General features: G+C 70.6%; 18 protein-coding genes. 7 read left to right on the top strand and 11 right to left on the bottom strand.

The window, feature by feature from the left end:
- Window positions 1–41: 41 nt before the first annotated feature.
- On the bottom strand, window positions 42–1073 hold the full coding sequence (locus ACFVVM_RS27455; RefSeq protein WP_387623956.1) for a hypothetical protein: 1032 nt from the start codon (window positions 1071–1073) through the stop codon (window positions 42–44).
- Window positions 1074–1191: 118 nt separating this feature from the next.
- Here ACFVVM_RS27455 and ACFVVM_RS27450 point away from each other — a divergent pair, with 118 nt between their 5' ends.
- Window positions 1192–1440 (top strand): hypothetical protein, encoded by a 249-nt coding sequence (locus tag ACFVVM_RS27450; protein ID WP_387623953.1) that lies wholly within the window; start codon window positions 1192–1194, stop codon window positions 1438–1440.
- Window positions 1441–1493: 53 nt separating this feature from the next.
- Here ACFVVM_RS27450 and ACFVVM_RS27445 read toward each other — a convergent pair whose 3' ends face one another.
- Window positions 1494–2603, bottom strand: coding sequence for a hypothetical protein (locus ACFVVM_RS27445; protein WP_387623951.1), 1110 nt, complete (start codon window positions 2601–2603; stop codon window positions 1494–1496).
- A gap of 52 nt (window positions 2604–2655) precedes the next feature.
- On the opposite strand from ACFVVM_RS27445, the gene ACFVVM_RS27440 reads away from it, so the two are divergent.
- Entirely contained in the window at window positions 2656–2760 is a 105-nt protein-coding gene (locus ACFVVM_RS27440) for a hypothetical protein (RefSeq protein ID WP_387624337.1), read from the top strand.
- 21 nt (window positions 2761–2781) lie between these two features.
- On the opposite strand, the gene msrA is transcribed toward ACFVVM_RS27440, so the two are convergent.
- Window positions 2782–3297, bottom strand: coding sequence for a peptide-methionine (S)-S-oxide reductase MsrA (gene msrA / locus ACFVVM_RS27435; RefSeq protein ID WP_387623949.1), 516 nt, complete (start codon window positions 3295–3297; stop codon window positions 2782–2784).
- A gap of 192 nt (window positions 3298–3489) precedes the next feature.
- Here msrA and ACFVVM_RS27430 point away from each other — a divergent pair, with 192 nt between their 5' ends.
- Both ACFVVM_RS27430 and ACFVVM_RS27425 read left to right on the top strand, forming a co-directional pair.
- Complete coding sequence (locus ACFVVM_RS27430; RefSeq protein ID WP_387623947.1) at window positions 3490–3918, top strand: carboxypeptidase-like regulatory domain-containing protein; 429 nt, start codon at window positions 3490–3492, stop codon at window positions 3916–3918.
- Window positions 3919–3996: 78 nt separating this feature from the next.
- Window positions 3997–5952, top strand: coding sequence for a GMC family oxidoreductase N-terminal domain-containing protein (locus tag ACFVVM_RS27425; protein ID WP_387623944.1), 1956 nt, complete (start codon window positions 3997–3999; stop codon window positions 5950–5952).
- On the opposite strand, the gene ACFVVM_RS27420 is transcribed toward ACFVVM_RS27425, so the two are convergent.
- The 7 genes from ACFVVM_RS27420 to ACFVVM_RS27390 all read right to left on the bottom strand — a co-directional run bounded on the left by ACFVVM_RS27420 (window position 5949) and on the right by ACFVVM_RS27390 (window position 13915).
- Window positions 5949–6326, bottom strand: a complete 378-nt coding sequence (locus tag ACFVVM_RS27420) for a DUF742 domain-containing protein (protein ID WP_387623941.1) — start codon at window positions 6324–6326, stop codon at window positions 5949–5951. The two genes, ACFVVM_RS27425 and ACFVVM_RS27420, sit on opposite strands and share 4 nt — an antisense overlap.
- The gene (locus ACFVVM_RS27415) at window positions 6323–8302 is read right to left on the bottom strand and encodes a nitrate- and nitrite sensing domain-containing protein (protein ID WP_387623938.1); all 1980 of its coding nucleotides are present in this window, start codon (window positions 8300–8302) and stop codon (window positions 6323–6325) included. The genes ACFVVM_RS27420 and ACFVVM_RS27415 overlap by 4 nt, the downstream gene beginning before the upstream one ends.
- Window positions 8303–8412: 110 nt before the next feature.
- Window positions 8413–9720, bottom strand: a complete 1308-nt coding sequence (locus ACFVVM_RS27410; protein WP_387623936.1) for an AAA domain-containing protein — start codon at window positions 9718–9720, stop codon at window positions 8413–8415.
- Window positions 9717–11201, bottom strand: coding sequence for a hypothetical protein (locus tag ACFVVM_RS27405; RefSeq protein WP_387623933.1), 1485 nt, complete (start codon window positions 11199–11201; stop codon window positions 9717–9719). The genes ACFVVM_RS27410 and ACFVVM_RS27405 overlap by 4 nt, the downstream gene beginning before the upstream one ends.
- The gene (locus ACFVVM_RS27400) at window positions 11198–12283 is read right to left on the bottom strand and encodes a hypothetical protein (protein ID WP_387623931.1); all 1086 of its coding nucleotides are present in this window, start codon (window positions 12281–12283) and stop codon (window positions 11198–11200) included. Before ACFVVM_RS27400 ends, ACFVVM_RS27405 begins: the two co-directional genes overlap by 4 nt.
- Window positions 12280–13080: a hypothetical protein gene (locus tag ACFVVM_RS27395; protein ID WP_387623928.1), complete on the bottom strand. Its 801-nt coding sequence runs from the start codon at window positions 13078–13080 to the stop codon at window positions 12280–12282. The genes ACFVVM_RS27400 and ACFVVM_RS27395 overlap by 4 nt, the downstream gene beginning before the upstream one ends.
- A gap of 223 nt (window positions 13081–13303) precedes the next feature.
- Window positions 13304–13915: a GNAT family N-acetyltransferase gene (locus ACFVVM_RS27390; RefSeq protein ID WP_387623925.1), complete on the bottom strand. Its 612-nt coding sequence runs from the start codon at window positions 13913–13915 to the stop codon at window positions 13304–13306.
- Between the two features lie 88 nt (window positions 13916–14003).
- On the opposite strand from ACFVVM_RS27390, the gene ACFVVM_RS27385 reads away from it, so the two are divergent.
- Window positions 14004–14816 (top strand): TetR family transcriptional regulator, encoded by an 813-nt coding sequence (locus ACFVVM_RS27385; RefSeq protein WP_387623922.1) that lies wholly within the window; start codon window positions 14004–14006, stop codon window positions 14814–14816.
- Window positions 14817–14825: 9 nt separating this feature from the next.
- Window positions 14826–16337: a leucyl aminopeptidase gene (locus ACFVVM_RS27380; RefSeq protein WP_387623920.1), complete on the top strand. Its 1512-nt coding sequence runs from the start codon at window positions 14826–14828 to the stop codon at window positions 16335–16337.
- On the opposite strand, the gene ACFVVM_RS27375 is transcribed toward ACFVVM_RS27380, so the two are convergent.
- Window positions 16338–16688 (bottom strand): oxidoreductase, encoded by a 351-nt coding sequence (locus ACFVVM_RS27375; RefSeq protein ID WP_387623917.1) that lies wholly within the window; start codon window positions 16686–16688, stop codon window positions 16338–16340. It abuts the gene before it with no gap.
- A 256-nt stretch (window positions 16689–16944) separates the two neighbouring features.
- On the opposite strand from ACFVVM_RS27375, the gene sucB reads away from it, so the two are divergent.
- Window positions 16945–18699 (top strand): 2-oxoglutarate dehydrogenase, E2 component, dihydrolipoamide succinyltransferase, encoded by a 1755-nt coding sequence (gene sucB, locus ACFVVM_RS27370; RefSeq protein WP_387623915.1) that lies wholly within the window; start codon window positions 16945–16947, stop codon window positions 18697–18699.

Genomic DNA, 18699 nt, shown 5'->3' with positions numbered 1-18699 from the left:
CGCCCGGCCTCGCACGACGGCGACGCGGGCAGGTGCCCCGCTCATCCGACCTGGCACCACCCCGCCCGGTAGTCGGCCCAATCCTGCGGCGTAGCAGCGAAATCCACGTACAGCGCGACGCCGAAATTCGCCCTGTCGACATCCGTCCGGGTCAATCCCAACCTGATCCCCCGCACGGCAGCCGCCACCGTCTCGGAAGGCCCGTGATGTCCCGGATCATCGGCCCAGAAGGCGGGCGCCCCCATCAGCAGGTCCACCCCGGCCGGCGTCACCTCCAACGCCAATTCGGTCTGCTGCGCGACATACCCGCTGTACAGTGCCTGCGTCCGCATCGCCGTGTCATAGGACATCACCGCCACCTGATCCGCCCGCCGCGCCACCTCGGCGAAATATGCCTGGCTCCACCACTTTCCGTGATCGGCGATCGCGATTCCCACCGAGTGCAGGCCCGGCAGCGGATCGATCACCGGCGCCGACACCGACAGCGGCACCCCCGCCGCGGCGGTCACCGCCCGAGTGGCATCCAGCAGCGCGAGGAAACCGGGCGACCCGGAGCGGATCGGTTCGAGGTCGTAGTGCACCCCGTCGAACCCGTAGGCCAGCACCCGCCGCGCCGAGGCGACCACCCGCTCGCGCGAGGCCGCCGATTCCACGTCGAGGCCGTCGAATTCGGGCTGCACGATGTCGCCGAGCCACGACTGCACCCGGATGCCGGGTAACTTCGCGTGCACCGCGTCGACGAACCATTGCGCGCGTGGCGCCAGATCGTCGCGCAGGCTCCCGTCGTGTTCGAGCGGCCCGGTGTGCACGTACAGATCCCGGATCCCGGTACCGGCCAGCAACCCCGCCAGCCGGTCGATGTCGGTGTCGGTCCGGCGCCCGTCCACCCACGCGTGCCCGAGCCAGATCGCGTCCTTGCCCCTGGTCCGCGCCTGCTCGGACTGCGTGCCGATGTTGTGCACCAGCAACGCCGTCACCACGCCCACCACCGGCAGCGACACCAGGACGACCAGCACCAGCACGACCACCGCACCGCGCACCCACCACGACCACGACCGCCACTTCCCCCGCATCGAATCCCTCCCCTGTCGATGAAGCCCCGAGCTTACCGACAGGTACCGACACGTAGGTTCCCAGCAAACCGATCGGACGTGAAACACTGTGCGCCGCTGTACAACTGATCGGAGCTCCATGAAATACGCCGTGACCCTCGGGTCCGCCGCCGTCGCCGTCTTCGCCTTCGCGATCGCCACCCCGGCCGTCGCCACCGCGCAGCCGTCGAAGTGCCACTCCTCCTACATCCCCTGCCTGCCCATCGTCAGCGATGTCGACTGCGAAGGCGGCAGTGGCAACGGGCCGGTCTACACCGGGCGCGTGCAGGTCATCGGACCGGACGACTACGGTCTCGACCGCGACGGGGACGGTATCGGCTGCGAGTAGACAGACGCGAGGGGCGTGCGATGTGGTCATCGCACGCCCCTCGCGGGTGTTGCTCAGCGGTTGTCGTCGGGCCTCGGGTCGTTGGGCTTACCCAGGTCCGGACCGGAATCGGGCTCGCCGGGTTCGCTCGAACCGGGACCGCCGTAGCCGGGGTACCCCTGGTCGCCGTAGCCGGGACCACCGCCTGGGGTCCCGCCGTAACCGGGTCCACCGGCGCCCGGACCGCTCGCGGGCGGACCACCGTAGCCCGGTCCACCGGGGCCGCCATAGCCCGGCTCACCCGCAGGCCCGCCATAACCCGGACCACCGGCAGGGCCGCCATAACCCGGACCACCGGCAGGCCCACCGTAGCCGGGATCCCCCGCGGGACCGCCGTAACCGGGTGCGCCGTATCCCGGACCACCCGGCTGTCCACCGAACCCACCGGCCGGACCGCCGTACTGCGGATACCCCGGCTCCGGCACAGCCGCCCCACCGACCACCGGTCCGCCGGTGACCACCCGGTAGGCGTAGGTCGAGGCGATGATCGTCAGCGGGATCGTCACGAGCAGGCCGAGGCCGCACAGCAGCGCGCCGACGACGTTGATACCGAACAGGGCCAGCGCCAGCAGCAACAGCGGACCCGCGTTGCTGGAGATCGCCGAGAAACTGGATTTCACCGCCGCGACCGGGTCCTGATCGCGGTCGATCACGAACTGCATCGTCCACCAGGTGAAGAACGCGATGACCAGACCGGGCAGGATGCACAGCAGCAGGCCGATGCCGGTCGCCACACCGACGAGCAGACCGGCCAGGATCACCGCGCCCACCCGGGAGAACTGGAAGAACGAACCGAACCCCGGCTTGTGCCCGTCGATTTCGTGCAACGCGCCGCGCACGAACGCCGCCGAGATCAGATAGCCGACGACGGTACTCACGATGGTGCCGATGAATCCCCAGACACTGAACCCGAAGCTGACACCGTCGCTGTAGTCGGTGTCGCCGCTGTTGCCGACGCTGAAGATGAGATTGAGCGCCAGCTGGATCAGAAACGCGATCAGAACGATGGCGATCCACACCACCGCGTTGTTCTTGAATTTGTCCCAGGCGTAACCGAGAGCGTCACCGACGCCGAGTTTCGGTCCCGCCGGGGGATAACCGGGTTGCTGCTGTCCATACGTCATCCGAATCGCACCCCTCATCGTCCGCGACGGCCGAGCCGCCGATATATGAGTCATTCCGATCCGACGTCACGGTCACGCCGACACTGCCGATCATGGCACATCGCCCTGCTCGTGGCGGCTCGTCACATGCGACGGGCGGCCACCCCACCTGGGATGACCGCCCGGACGACCTACGGACCTACGCCTGCGCGTTCTCCCGCCGCGGCAGCTTCCAGCCGGGGCGGGGGAAGTGGCAGGTGTAGCCGTCGGGGTAGCGCACCAGGTAGTCCTGGTGTTCGGGCTCGGCATCCCAGAACGGGCCAGCCGGGGTCACCTCGGTGACGACCTTGCCCGGCCACAGGCCGGAGGCGTCGACATCGGCGATGGTGTCGAGTGCGGTGCGGCGCTGGTCCTCGTCGAGGTAGAAGATCGCCGATCGATAGCTCGACCCGATGTCGTTGCCCTGGCGATCCTTGGTGGTCGGATCGTGGATCTGGAACAGGAACTCGAGCAGGGCCCGGTAATCGGTGGCCGCGGGGTCGTAGACGATCTCGACCGCCTCGGCATGCCCGGGGTGATTGCGGTAGGTGGGGTGATCGTTGCTCCCCCCGGTGTAACCCACCCGGGTCGAGAGCACACCGGGCTGACGCCGGATCAGATCCTGCATTCCCCAGAAGCATCCACCGGCCAGAATCGCCTTTCGGGTTTCGGTCACGCGTCCTCCTTCATGAGACTCGGCGGTCGCACAGATCGGCCACAACCGTGTTTGTACAACGCCCGATCCGGCGCCGGAATTCCCGTCAGTAAGGTTGCCGCCCGAGCGATACCTCAGCAACATCCACGGTCACCGAGGAAGCAGGAGGAAGTCGGCGCGATGCCACGGCTTGTCGTTTCACAGTGCTTGGCGATGGGATTGGCGGCAACAGCTCTGCTCGGGGCGGGGGTGGGCGCCGCGGCGGCGCACCCGGGCAGCGGCGACACGGTCAGGCAATCCTCGAGCTGCGAGCTAGCGGGCCACACGCGACAACACGAGCTACAGATACGCGACGACAGCCCGGCGGCCGTCGGCCAGATCGACGCCGTTCTCGTCGAAGCGGGGACACGGAAGCCGATCGCGGGTGGGAAGGTCGTGCTGACCGGTGTGGATGTGTGCGGTGACAGCATCCACCGGCACCTGTCCACCGGTACCGAGGGCCAGGTGAGCTTCCGCGGGTTGCAGCCCGGCCGGTACCGGCTCACCGCCCAGCCCACCGGGTCGATGCCGCGCGCCACCGCCACCACCGATGTCGAGCTGACGACGCCGAGCCGCAAAACGGTCCAGTTCACGATGGGCTGATCCGAAAGCTGTTCACGCCCAGCGCCGTCGCGCGGCCCGTGATACAAATCACCCAGAGTTAGAAGGGGTGGTTTCCGCATGGAGCCAACGGCAGAACAGCGCGCTGCGCTGGGCTTGATCTGCGACACGTTCCTGCCGGGTGACGGGCTCGGATTGCCACCGGCGACCGAGGTGGGCACGGTCGAGACGATCTTCCGGATCCTGGGCCGCAATCCCCGCGAAGCCGAGCAGAAGCAGCTGGCGATGTTGCTCGGGCTGTGGGATTCGCGCGGCTTCGGCCTGGCCACCGGCCGCGGCTTCCGCCGGTTCTCCACGCTGTCGCAGGAGCGGCGCGAGGCGGCGCTGCTGCGGCTCGCCGATTCCGGTCTCGCGCCGGTCAGGGCGGTGTTCCAGGCGCTCAAGCAGGCCTCGCTGCTGGCCTACAACGTGAGCCCGGGCCCGACCGGCACGCATCCGCTGTGGAAGGAGATCGGCTATCCGGGGCCGGTGGGCCGGCTCGAGTCGGCACCCGAGCCGCCGCTGTCACCGCAGCGTTTCACCGAGCCGACCACGCTGGACTGCGATGTCGTCGTGGTCGGTTCGGGCGCCGGTGGCGGCGCCGCGGCGGCGGTGCTGGCCGAGGCCGGTCTCGACGTGGTGGTGCTCGAACGCGGCGGCTATTACGACGACCGGGACTTCGGCGACGGCGAACTCGACGCGCTGACCAGCCTCTACGCGCCGGGACCGGCCGCGTCGGCGGAGGGCCAGATCACCCTCGTCGCGGGCACCTGTCTGGGCGGCGGCACCGTCGTGAATTGGAGTACCTCCCTGCCGACACCGGACCGGGTGCGCGCCGAGTGGGCCGATTCCGGCGTGCCGCAGTTCGCCACCGACGAGTTCGGTGACGCCCTGACCGCGGTGAGCGAGCGCATCGGGGTCACCGACCGCAAGTCACCGCTGTCGGCCCGCGACGGGATCCTCGAACGCGGCGCCCGCGCCCTGGGCTGGGACGTCGACACCCTGCCCCGCAATGTCGACGACTCCTGCGATGCCGGAATCGAATGCGGCCGTTGCGGTTACGGCTGTCGCGTCGGCGCCAAGCAGTCGGTCACCAAGACCTGGCTCGCGGACGCGGCCGGGCACGGTGCCCGGCTCGTGGTCGACGCCGATGTGCGCGAGATCGTCGTGACGGCGGGCCGGGCCGAGTCGGTCTCGGCGGTGACCGGCGCGGGCGTGCCGGTCACGGTGCGCGCGAAGACGGTCGTCGTCGCCGCGGGCGCGATCCAGACCCCCGCGCTGTTGCAGCGCTCCGGACTGCGCAACAAGAACATCGGCCGCCACCTGCGGCTGCATCCGGCCGCGGCCGTGTTCGGTGTCTTCGAGGAGGAGATCCGGCCGTGGGAGGGCGCGCTGCAGGCGCGGATCAGCCGTCACCACGCCGATCTGGACGGCAACGGCTACGGCGTCATCTACGAGACCGGGCCGGTGCACCCCGGTCTGGCCACCGGCTTCATGAGCTGGCGCGGTGCCGCCCAGCATCGCGCCACCATGCTCGATTTCGCCCGCACCAACTCGATCGGCATCATCACCCGCGACCGCGATCCGGGCACGGTCTCGGTCGACCGCGGCGGCGAACCGGTGGTGAAGTACCGGCTCTCCGACTACGACGCCGCCCATCTGCACACCGGCATCGTCGGCGCCGCCTCGATCCTGGAAGCGGCGGGCGCGCAACGCATCTACTCCGGTCACCAGGCCGGGATCTCCTTCGAGCCGGGGACCCGTGGCTCGCTCGCCGAGTTCGACGCCGCGACGAAGAAGGCGGGATACGGACCCGGTCAGTGTGCGCTCGGCGCGCTGCACATCATGGGTTCGGCGCGGATGGGCGGCACTCCGGCACTGTCGGCGACCGATCCCGACGGCGCGACCTGGGAGGTGCCCAACATCGTGGTGGCCGACGGGTCCAGCTTCCCGACCGCGCCCGGGGTCAATCCGATGCTCACCATCGAGGCGATCGGCTACATGAACGCCAAGCGCCTGGCCGCGAAGCTGCGCTAGATCTGCACGCGCCGGATACCGGCCAGCACCGCGCGCAACACGTGCAGGTCGGTGGACGGTTCGCTCGCCGTGGGTTCGGGTGCGCGGGCCGTCAACCGGCCGTCGTCGAGCAGGTCGCCGATGAGCACCTTGGTCAGGGTGAGCGGCAGGTGCAGGTGGGCCGACACCTCGGCCACCGACAGCGGGGCGCGGCACAGGTCGACGATCGCGTCGTATTCAGGTCCGGGGCGGCGCGTGCCGGTGCGGGCGTCGACCAGCAGGGTCGTGAGATCGAGCTCGCGCCGTGGTGCCCGGCCACGACCACGGGTCACCGCGTAGAGGCGCACCAGTGGGCCCGCGTCCTCCTCGTACCAGTGCTCGGGCTCGTCGGTCATGGCTGGGGCGCGACGGCGGGGAACTGACCGGAGATCGCCGATTCCGTATCCTCGGCCCTGGCCAGCGCCGAGGGGATCAGCACCACGGCCCGCACGCCGCCGTAGATCGACTCCCCCAGCCGCACCGAGATCCCGTGCCGGCCCGCCAGCGTGGCCACCACGAACAGGCCGAGGCGGGAACTGCCCGACAGGGTCGACACGCTGAACGCGGGCGGATCGGCCAGCATCGCATTGCGCTCGGCCAGGTCGTCTTCCGGCATGCCGAGGCCCTGATCGATGATCTCGACCGCCACGCCGCGCCCGACCACCACCCCCGAGACGACCACATAGGATTCCGGGGGCGAGAAGGCGGTCGCGTTGTCCATGAGCTCGGCGAGCAGGTGGATCACGTCGGCGACGGCGTGGCTGGCGATGCGCACCGCGGGCATCCGCTTGGCCTCGATCCTGGTGTAGTCCAGGCTTTCCGCGATCGCGCCGCGCACCAGTTCCAGCAGCGCTACCGGATTGCGCCAGCGCCTGCCCGGCTGTTCCCCGCCGAGGATGACGAGGTTCTCGGCATTGCGCCGGGTCCGGGTCGCGAGATGGTCGAGCTGGAACAGCAATTCGAGCTGATCGGCGTTGCCCTCGTCGCGTTCGGCGCGGTCGAGCAGGGCCAGCTGCCGGTGCACCACCACCTGGCTGCGGTGCGCGATGTTGAGGAACACCGTGTTGATGCCCGCCCTGGTCTGGGCCTCGGCGACGGCGGCCGACACCGCGGCGACATGGGCCCGGTTGAACGCCGCCGCCACCTGCCCGAGTTCGTCGGAACCGAAGTCGAGCCGCGACGCGTCGGCACTCGCGTCGACGTTCTCGCCCGCGGCGACCCGGCCCATCAGCTCCGGTAGCCGTTCGTCGGCCAGTTCCAGGGTGTCGTGGCGCAGGCGGCGCATGCGGGCGATGAACCGGTTCGCCATGACCAGCGCCACCAGGAAGGCGACCACCGCGATCAGCGCGACGACCGCGCCGCCCAGCAGGGCGGTACCGGTGTCACGTTCGCCCTGTTCCCGGGCGATGACGTGGGCGTCACCGCTCTGGTCCTCCCACAGTTTCTGCAGCGCGAGGTTGACCTGACGCGAGGCGTCCTGCCACTGCGCCAGGGTCATCGGCAGGTCGGTGTCCGCGCTGGTGCGCGAGACCGGGCCGCGCAACAACAGCGCGTCCTGCATCGCGATCACCTGCCGCCACTGCGGGCTCGCGACGAGTTCGTCGAGCTGTGCGCGCCGCACACCCTTCAGCACCGCGGCCGAATACTCTGCCTCGCCGCGGAATTCACCGACCCGGCGACCGAAATCGACCAGTTGGGCGCCGGTGAATTCGCCGGTCGTCAGGGCCACCGACCCCAGGGTGTCGGCCTGCGACAGCGCTTCGGCGGCCCGCAATTGTTCGACGGCATAACCCAATTCGATGCCGATCTTGGCCGTGGGCGCCACCCGCGCGGCGAGCATGGACGCGGCGATGATGGTGCCGATCACCTGGGTGAAGAAGGTGAACACCTGATCGGCCGGAATGCCGAGCGCGTCGACCCCACCGCGGACGGTGGGCACCATGGCGAACAGCTGGTTGTAGCCCTCGATGTCCTCGGCCGAACCGTCCGGGTTGAGTTCGCGCGCGGCGTCGCCCTTGGCGATCACCGCGGCCAGCGCCTCGTCGGAGCGCTGTCTGGCCGTGCCCAGCGCCGGTCCCGCCGAGGCGTCACCGGCCAGGCGCAGCAGCGACAGCCTGCGCTCCTCCTGAAAGGCCGACACCATGAGAATGGCGGGCGCGGTGGTGCTGCTGGCCAGCTCCGCCCATTCGGTCGACTCCCTGGCCGAATTCACCAGGTAGACCGCGGCGCCGCCGCCGGTGAGCAGCAGCATGACGCTGGAGATGAGCACGATGGACAGCAGTCGGGTCCGCACGCTCACGCGGCCGCGGACGCCGGTACGCCAGATCTTCACAGGGGAATCTTTCCGCTCCCGCAGCACAGCGGGCACGCTTATTGGTCGAGAGAGTAACCGACCACTCGTACCCGCGCGCGCCCGCAAAAATTACTGTGCGCTGGGCAAACTCACAGCGTCCCGCGCGCCCGGACCCGATGCGCCGCCAGGTGGGTCAGCACCGCCTGATTGGCTTCCCAGCCGTCGGGGAACTTCACCGGGACCCCGAGGTGGACCGGTTCGGCCGAGGGATGCGCGTCGAGCAGCTCCGGAATCCCGGCCCGGCCGACGAGAATGCAGGCGTGCCGGTGCCGCGAGGCCAGCACGCACAGCCGGCCCGCCTCGAGGTGGAAGGCGCTGGCGTCGCGACGGCCCGAGAGCGGATGCAGCACCAGGGTGACGTCGTATTCGCGGCCTTGCAGGCGGTTGGCGGTGTCGACCGTGACGGGTTCGGCCGCGGTCCCGCGCAGGGCCGCGCGCACGGCGTCGGCCTGGTCGCGGTGGGCGGTGCCGATGGCCACCCGTTCGGTGGTGACCGGGTGACTGCCGGATTCGGAGTGCGCTGTCGCGCCGCGTTCGATCAGTCGCGCGGCGATCGCGGCGATCGCGGCCACGGCTTCGCGGTCGGTGCGCAGGGTGTGCCGGGCCGGGAGTTCGTACCAGCCCCACCCGGATTCGGCGGCTTCCTCGAGCACCGCGTCGACCGGGCCGCCCATCCCACGGGTGGTGAAATCCATGCGGCGGTCACCGAATCCGGTGCCGGACTCGAAGGTGGTGAAGGGGTAGAAGGCTTTCGAGACCACGGGTGCGGCGGTGGCGGGCAGGCGCCAGGAGACCGGCAGCCGGTGGGTGGGGATGTGCTCGTTGTTGGCGAGCATCACGCTGACCGCGCTCATGGTCGGGTCCCAGGTGAGTCCGGCCCAGCGCGCGGTCTCGACGGTGGCGAAGGGGTCGAGCTGGCCGGGGTCGCCGACGAACAGGCCGCGGTCGAAGCGGTTCGCGATGCGCAGCAGCATGTCCGAGCGCATCTGGTAGGCCTCGTCGATGATGGCGTGCGACCAGCTGCCCTCGGTGATGGTCGCCCACTTGGCCGCCGTGCCGATGACGATGGTGCGCTCGGCGAGGTCGCCGGGCTGCTTGGCGACCTGGACGTTGGCGTGCTGGTCGACGCGCTCGCTGGTGACGTAGGCGGCGCTGGAGAGGCGGCCGATGCGCAGGGCCGGGTCGGCGGTGGCGAGGCGGTCGATGAGGTCGTCGACCTGCTCGTTGGTCTGGGCGACGATCATCCGCTGCTCGTCGTCCTCGGCGAGCTGCCGGGCCGCGCGGACCACGAGGGTGGATTTGCCCGCGCCGGGCGGTGAGTCGACGACGATCGCGCGATGGCTCTCGTCGCGCAGGTCGCTGAGGATTCCGGCGACGGCCTGGTCCGGAGTGGTCATTGCAGGTCCTCCCCCGCGTCGTCGGCGGGCGGCGGGGTCCACTCCGGCGGCGGACCGCCGTGCGTCCACGGGGTCTCCTCGGGCGCGGGCAGATTCAGCTGGCCGTTGAAGGCGGCGGGTTTGAAGCGGGCGAAACCGAGTTCGTCGCCGGGTTCGGGAACGCTGCCCGGATCGGGGACGAGTTTGCGGCCCATCCCGCCGGACAGTTCCAGCACGATCGCGTCACCGTCGCTCTCGACGACGACACCGGTCTGCTTCGGACGCTCCACGCAGGTCAGTTCCTCGCCGGGAACCGGGGCGAACGGGTCGGTGGTGCGCAGGTGGATGTGCGGACGCAGTTTGGGGCGCGAGCCCGACCGGTCGACGCGATCCGGTTCGCTGTGCACCACGGTGCCGCGGAAGGCCGCGCCGGTGACGCGGTGTTCGAGCATGCGCAGCGGATCGTCGAAGGCGCACTGGGCCTGCAGCGCCTCCAGCGCCCGTTCGCGGGCCAGGAGCCTGCGCACGGCCGGGACCGCGGAATCGCGGCGGGCCTGCGGAATCCCTTCGGCCACTTCGGCGGCGAAGCGGGAGAACGCGCCGCGATCATCGGTCCAGCGGTTCTCGACACTGGCGCCCGGCGGGAGCGCGCGCAGCAGGTCGAGGGCACGCCACATCAGCTGCCAGGTGGGTTCGAGCTGTCCGCGCAGCGAGCGTTCGAGCCGTTCGGCCGCCACCGCGCGGGCGTTCTCGTCCTCGGCGGCGTTGTAGGCGGCGATCAGCGGCGCCAGTTCCTCGTTGTCGAAACCCGGGTCGGTGGCCGGGCCCGCGGGCGGGGACAGCAGCGGGTCCTCGGCCAGGGCGGCGGCTTCGGCGCCGGTGAGGCCGGGCGGCGGATCGATCCACCCGAGCAGGGCGGCGAGATTGCCGTCCTCGAGCGAGGACTGGCCCGAGGCCCAGTGCGCCGAGAGCACCGCGGTGACCGCGGGCAGGACCGCCGAGCCCGGATGTTCGGCACGGTCACCGAACCAGGTGAGCCAGCGTCCGAGCAGCGGAATCGATGCCGGTACCGGGTTGTCGCCGTCGGTGCGGTGGAAACGTACCGAGCGGCCCAGCAGTTTCAGGAAGCTCACGCCGCCCGGGTTGGGCGTCCACAGCTGGGGTGCGTCCAGGCAGCGGGTGTAGGTCTCGCCCGCCTTGCTGGTGAGTTCCTCGGTGTCGGCCAGGAACGACGCGAGATACGGCAGCACCACGTCGGCCAGCTCTTCGATGAACCGCAGCCGCAGCACCCGGTCGCGGGGCTGCGGCACGATCAGCACGTTCTGATCACCGCGCGCGGTGCCGATCATGATGGCAAGGGGCGCCGCCGCCTCCCCGGCCAGCCGCAGCGGCACGGTGACCAGCGGACGTTCGGCCAGGTGCAGGTGGCGCAGCGCCGCGGTCGGTTGCGCGCGACCCGAGCGGACTGCCTCGGCCTTGGCCAGCGCGGACAGGACGCTCATCCGGCGATCTCGAGCCGCAGGCGGTGCGCGGTGCGCAGCATGGCGGTGATGTCGGCGTGCTCGGGACCCGGTTCCAGCGTGCCGTCGGCCAGGCCGAGGACCGTGTGGATGTTGTCGATGCCGCCGACCTCGTCGCACACACCGCGACCGAGCGCGTCCACCGAACCGCAGGTGCGGGCCTCGTCGCGGCAGGCGAAGGCCAGCTCGCAGCTCGACATGCACTCGGGGGCGTAGCGCGCCGGGATGGCCGCGATGGTCTTCTCCAGATCCTCCCCCGGCGCGAAGGTCGCCGCAGGCGGCAGCAGCTCGAGCAGCTCGGGAATGGCGGTGAGCCGGGTGAGCTGGCGGGAGACGACGGCCAGCTGCTTGCGCAGGTCGACCAGTTCGGCGGTCGGGCGGTTGGTGAAGTTCTTGGCGCACACCAGGATCACATTGTGCGACACCAGCTCCGGTGATTCCCCGATCTCGGCCATCAACTCGCGCAACGCGATCACGTACACCGCGGACTGGCGGGCCGCCGCCGCGACCTGCGCCGGATCGGCCTGGCCGTCGATCACCGGGAAGGCCTTGATCTCGACCACATGGAACTTGCCGTCGAGCTGCACGGCGACGACATCGGGTTCGAGATAGGCGGTGGCGCCCGCGATGTCCAGGCGCAGCATCGGGTGGTCGAACAGGGTGCCGTCGCCCGCGGCGATCGTGCTCTTCAGCAACTGCCTGGTCCGCTGGTAGCGCACCGCGTTGCCGGTGTTCTCGCCCACCGAGTTCAGATCGTGGTAGGCCACTTCGGGAATCGTGAGGCCGAGCTTGTCGCGCAACAGCGCCAGCAGCTCGGCGCAGCCGTTCGCCTTCACCATGGCCTCGAAGGCGTTGCCGCGGGTGATGGCGAACTGGGACTGACCGAACTGCGGTGGGAAGCCGAGCGATTGGGCGATCACGGTCTTGTCCACGGCGGCCGCGTCGAGCAGGGCGCGGCGGGCGCAGCCGGGATTGGCCGTCAGCGCGGCGATGGTGCGGGCATTGTGCCGCGTGGCGGGCGCATCGCCGCGCAACTGGTCCAACTGTGCTGCGAGAGTGCTCATTCCACCTCGATTCGTCGCCGATCGGCTACACCGAGCCGAACACCGAATAGTTGGGCGGCCGGATCGGCCAGCTGATCCGCCGCCCGGCGCGCGGCCGCGATCCGCGCTCGCGCGTCGTCGTCCTCGTGCACCGCCAGCTCCCGCCGCGCGGCCGCGAGCACCGTCGCCGGGTCCAGCGAATCCGGCGCGCTGTTCACCCCGGGTATCGACACGGCGAGCCGCCACAGTACGCGCAACCCCGCCGGTTCGGTGGCAGGCTGCGCCGAAAGATGTTCGGCCAGGCGGATTGCCGAGGTCAACAGGTCGACGCGGGGACTCAGCGGACCGATCATCCGCCGCTCGAGCGGCCACGAACTCACCGCCATCAGCCCGCGCGCGGGGGCGAGCAGGTCGGTGGTCAGCGCCGCGCACAGGTAATAGGGGCGGGCGTACGGCGCCGACCGGAAGGAGCGCTCCTCGTCGCGGCGCAGGCTGGTGAGCCGGGCGGGGGCGAGTTCGCCGGAGAAGAAGCCGTCGTGCACGGCCAGCACGAGTTTCGGCGAGGAGGGTACCGACAGCAGCGTCAGCGCGCGGTGCACGTGCTCGCGCACCGGCACCGCGGGGGCGTCGGCCCGGTCAGGGAACTCGGGTGTCTCCGGGATGGAGCCGAGAACGACCGCGTCCCAATCGGTTTCGGCCTTGCGCAGCTCCGCGCGAAGCTGCCGCGCACCGGCGCGATCGCCGGTCGCGGCGGCCCGGCGCACCTCGGCCCGCAGGCCCGCGATGCGCGCCTCCAGCTCCTCGGCCGAGTCCGTCACGATCGCGAGCGTATTCAGGTGTTCCAGTAATGTCCAGTAATTGCCAGTATTGGCTCCGCAATTGCCCCTGGACGCCGATCCCGAATCGGCGCCGGTGCAACCCGGTCACCGAGGTTTGCCCGCCGCCGGGTTCCGACAACCGGGCCTACCCGCTGCGGCGGGCGCCAGCCGCGGCCAGCGCAGTCGGTGCACCCGCAGCCGTGACGTGCCGGAGTCGGGCGCCTCAGCCGCGGAACCACATGGGCAGCAGGGTGGGGCCGTCATCGGGCAGTTCGATCGGCGCGCCCTCGAGCGCGAAACCGTTGCGGGCGTACAGCCGCGAGGACCGCTCCGTGCTGGCCTCGAGGAACGCGGACTCACCGGCATCGGAGAACGCCTTCAGCCGATCTGCCAGAATCGCGCCGCCCGCGCCCTTCCCGCGATGTTCGGGCACCGTCACGATGACGTGCAGATAGCGATGCGGGAACTCGCGGGGATGCGCCTCGGCGACCAGACTCGAGACCGCCACCATCCGCTGCAGCGCCACCACCTCGGGCGCCGCGTCGAGATAGGCGCGCGCCTCGGCGGCCTCGGCGTGGAAACGGTCGGCGGAGGTGACCGCCTGCCACAGCGACACCGCCCAGATCTCGTCGTCGGTACCGGCCAGCCAGACCTCGTCCTCGGCGAGCGCCTTCGTCACGAACTGCGGGCCGATCGTGGTCTTGTACGCCTCGTCCATCGCGGGGTCGCCGCCCCGGACCCAGGCGCTGACCACCTCGTCGAGACTGCCCGCGACGAAGGCGTCGGTGACCGCGGCGAGGTCGTCGGGCCCGGCTTTGCGCACCTGTGGCTGCATGATGAATCCTCCTGAGTGAACGGTGTGTGCAATCGCCAATCTAGGAGCGGTACTGCGGTACAGCGACTATTTCGTCACACTGGTTGGTGTGCGGAAAACAACCCGGTGCGCGCAGTGCGGACGTGACGTGGTCCAGGCCGAACGCGGGCGTGCCCGCCGCTACTGCTCGCGCTCGTGTCAGGGTCGCGCCTATCGCGCCCGCCGCGATCGACGCGCACCCGTGCGCCACCCCCGGCCGGCCCGGCTCACCGCCGTCCTGATCACCCGCACCGCCGTCGACCTGGCCGACCGGGACGGCCTCGACGGGCTCACCATGCGCCGGCTGGCGAGCGAACTCGGCGTGGCCACCGCCGCGCTCTACCGGCACTTCCCCGACCGCGAGACACTCCTGGCCGCCATGGCCGAACTGGCCATGGACGACACCCCCGATCCCCCACCGGCACCGAACTGGCACGCGCGCCTGGCCGTCGAAGCGGAAGCGGAATGGCAGCTCTACCGCCGCCACCCCTGGATGCTCACCGTGCTCGCCCGCACCCGGCCACCGCTGGGCCCGGCGCTGCTCGACTCGCTCGAACGCGCCTTCGCCGCCCTCGACGAACTCGAGCTGACCAGCGCCCAGGCGCTCACGATCTACCTGGCCTACTCGGGCATGGTGCAGGGCCTTGCCCTGATGTGGAGCACCGACCGCGGCGACCACATCGGCGCCCGCGCCCTCACCGCCTCGGACCACCTGCCCGACGACCTCGCCGAACTCCTCGACCCGCGCACCCGGCCCATCCTGCACCGGGTGTTCACCGGCGAACTCGACGAGCTCGACCTGTCCTTCGACGAACTGCTCACCGCCGGTATCGGACTGCTGCTCGACGGCGTCGCGATGCGGCACCGGCCGGTCACCGAATAACCTGGGGCGATGACCGCTGTTGCAGATCGTTCCCTCGGACCGGAACTGGCACGTACCGAAACCATCGCCCCGGATACCGACGTCCTGGTGATCGGGTTGACCTCCTCGGAGAACGGCCCGGCCATCGTGCCCGCCGACCTGTTCGGCGACATCCTCACCGCCGAGGTCCGCGCGGAGTTGCTCGACGCCCTCGGCGCCGTCGGCGCCAAGGGCAAGCCCGAGGAGCTGACCAGGGTGCCCGCCCCCGCCGGGCTGGACAACGTCACCAGTGTGCTCGCGGTCGGGCTCGGCGCGGCCGAGAAACTCGACGCCGAGCAGGTGCGGCGCAGCGCGGGCGTGGCCGGGCGCGCGCTCAGCGGCACCGAACTCGTCGCCAGCACCCTGTCCGGCATCGACCTCGGCGCCGCGGCCGAGGGCTTCTACCTCGGCGCCTACACCTTCACCACCTTCAAGTCGACCAAGAGTGCCCCCAAGCCGGACGAGCAGCCGGTGGTGCGCGTCGAACTGCTGGTCCCCGAACCGGAATTCGGCGTGCTGGAGCTGCTGCGCGCCCAGCTCGTCGCCGAAGCCGTCGCCACCGCCCGCGATTTCGTGAACACCCCGCCGAGCGCGCTCTACCCGGCCGAGTTCGCCGACCGGGCCCGCGTGCTCGCCGAGGCCGCCGGGCTCGAGGTCGAGGTGCTCGACGAGACCGCGCTGGCCGCAGGCGGTTACGGCGGGATCGTCGGCGTCGGTCAGGGTTCCGCGCGCCCGCCGCGCCTGGTGCGGATCACCTACGCGGGCGGTCCGAAGAAGATCGCGCTGGTCGGCAAGGGCATCACCTTCGACACCGGCGGCATCTCGATCAAGCCCGCCGCCAACATGGAGAACATGACCTCCGACATGGCGGGCGCCGCGGCGGTCATCGCGACCACCCTGCTGGCCGCCCGGCTCGGCCTGCCGGTGACCGTCACCGCGACGGTGCCGATGGCCGAGAACATGCCGTCGGCAACCGCGCAGCGCCCCGGCGACGTGCTCACCCAGTACGGCGGCACCACCGTCGAGGTCATCAACACCGATGCCGAGGGCAGGCTCATCCTGGCCGATGCCATCGTGCGCGCGAGCGAGGACGAGCCCGACTACCTGATCGACGTCGCCACCCTCACCGGCGCCCAGATGGTGGCACTGGGCACCCGCACCCCCGGCGTGCTCGGCACCGAGGAGTTCCGCGATCGGGTGGCCGCCACCTCGCGCGCGGTCGGCGAGAACGGCTGGGCCATGCCGCTGCCCGCCGAACTGCGCGCCGACCTCAATTCCAAGGTCGCCGACCTGGCCAATGTCGCCCCGCACCGGTGGGGCGGCATGCTCTCGGCGGCGCTGTTCCTCAAGGAGTTCGTGCCCGAGGGCGTGCAGTGGGCGCACCTGGACGTCGCGGGTCCGGCCTACAACACCGGTGGGCCGTTCGGCTACATCGGCAAGGGCGGTACCGGTGTCCCGGTGCGGACGCTGATCACGGTGATCGAGGAGATCGGCGCGGAGTAGTCACTCGTCGAACTCCGCTTCGCGGGCCCGCCGCTGCTCGATGCGGCGGCGGGCGTCGAAGTCGCGCATCCGTTGGGGATAGCCGGTCTTGTTGACGTCGTAGACCGGGATCTTCAGCGCGTCGGCCAGCTTGCGCGCGCCGCGCTCACCGACGATCCGGCGGGTCCATTCGCCGTCCACGGCCACCAACACGGCTGTGACATCGGTCACAGTGGTTTTCGGTTCGATGAACGCTTCGACGCCGCGCCGGGACCGCGCCCAGTCGGCCAGCGCGCGCACCTCCGATGCGCTGTCGCGCGCGACTGACCTGCTCCTGCCGCGCCCACCGCGGAAACGATCCAGCAAACCCATCGGCTCAGCCCTCCTGCCATCCGACGGAATTCTGCTCACCGCCGGACATTCCATGGTGCCAGCTCTGCCCGGAATGCCGCCCTGCGCTACGCACGCGGCGAGCGAGTGCAAGGATGGTTGCCGGAACAAGAACCAACGATCCCGGGCGCCCCGCCGCGAAGGTTGGGGTGGACGTCCGCCGCGACCCGCGACGGGAGTCCACCGGGACGAAGCACTGTTGTATTACCCGTCGAACAGTCAGAGGAGTCAGAGGACTATGGCCTTCTCCGTCCAGATGCCGGCTCTTGGTGAGAGCGTCACCGAGGGAACGGTGACCAGGTGGCTGAAGCAGGAAGGAGACACGGTCGAAGTCGACGAACCGCTGCTCGAAGTCTCCACCGACAAAGTCGATACCGAGATCCCGTCGCCGACCGCCGGTGTGCTGTCGAAGATCGTCGCGCAGGAAGACGACGTCGTCGAGGTCGGTGGTGAGCTCGGCGTGATCAGCGATGCGGGCGAAGCCGCCCCTGCCGCGCCCGCTCCCGCCGCCGAGCCCGCCGCCGCCGAACCGGCACCGGCCCCCGAGCCGGAACCGGCGCCCGCCGCGCAGGCTCCCGCCGAACCCGCACCCGCACCGGCACCCGCCGCAGCGTCCGCCGCCGATGGCACCCCGGTGAACATGCCCGAACTGGGCGAGTCGGTCACCGAGGGCACCGTCACCCGCTGGCTCAAGGCCGTGGGTGACAGCGTCGCCGTCGACGAGCCGCTGCTCGAGGTGTCCACCGACAAGGTCGACACCGAGATCCCCTCGCCGGTCGCGGGCACGCTGCTCGAGATCTCCGCGCAGGAGGACGACATCGTCGCCGTGGGTGGTCAGCTGGGTGTGATCGGCAGTGGTTCGCCCGCCGCCGCTCCGGCTCCCGAGCCCGCTCCGGCGCCGGCTCCGGCCAAGGCACCCGAGCCCGCTCCGGCTCCCGCCGCCGCAGCTCCTGCTCCGGCGCCCGCACCTGCGCCCGCTCCGGCCCCGGCACCCGCTCCGGCCAAGGCGCCGGCCGCGTCCGCTCCTGCCCCGGCGTCTTCCGCCAACGGCAGCAGCACCCCGTACGTGACCCCGCTGGTGCGCAAGCTGGCCGACGAGAACAACGTCGACCTGTCGACCCTCACCGGTTCCGGTGTCGGCGGCCGCATCCGCAAGCAGGACGTGCTCGCCGCCGCCGAGGCCAAGAAGGCACCCGCCCCGGCTCCGGCCGCTGCCGCCGCACCCGCGTCGGCGCCCGCCAAGCCGACCGCCGCGCCCAAGCTGGCCGCCCTCACCGGCACCACGCAGAAGGCCAGCCGGATCCGCCAGATCACCGCGACCAAGACGCGCGAATCGCTGCAGACCACCGCGCAGCTGACCCAGGTCCACGAGGCCGACGTCACCAAGATCGCGCATCTGCGTCAGCTCGCCAAGGTCTCGTTCAAGGAGCGCGAGGGCGTCAACCTGACGTACCTGCCGTTCTTCGCCAAGGCCGTGGTCGAGGCGCTCGGTGTGCACCCGAACGTGAACGCCTCCTACAACGAGGATTCCAAGGAGATCACCTACCACGCGTCGGTGCATCTGGGGATCGCGGTCGACACCGAGCAGGGCCTGCTCTCGCCGGTCATCCACAACGCCAGCGACCTGTCGCTGGCCGGGCTGGCCCGCGCGATCGCCGACATCGCCAACCGCGCCCGCAACGGTGGGCTCAAGCCCGACGAGCTGTCCGGTGGCACCTTCACCATCACCAACATCGGCTCCGAGGGCGCGCTGTTCGACACCCCGATCCTGGTTCCGCCGCAGGCGGGCATGCTCGGTACCGGCGCGATCAAGAAGCGCCCGGTGGTGGTGACCGACGAGACCGGTAACGAGTCCATCGGCGTGCGCTCGATGGTGTACCTGCCGCTGACCTACGATCATCGCCTCATCGACGGCGCCGACGCGGGCCGGTTCCTCACCACCATCAAGAACCGGCTGGAAGAGGCGGCGTTCGAGGCCGATCTCGGTCTGTAG

The organism is Nocardia sp. NPDC058176, assembly GCF_042883805.1.
Lineage (GTDB): Bacteria > Actinomycetota > Actinomycetes > Mycobacteriales > Mycobacteriaceae > Nocardia.
The sequence above is the reverse complement of the archived record's forward strand: the minus strand, read 5'-3'. Positions and strand labels throughout refer to the sequence as shown.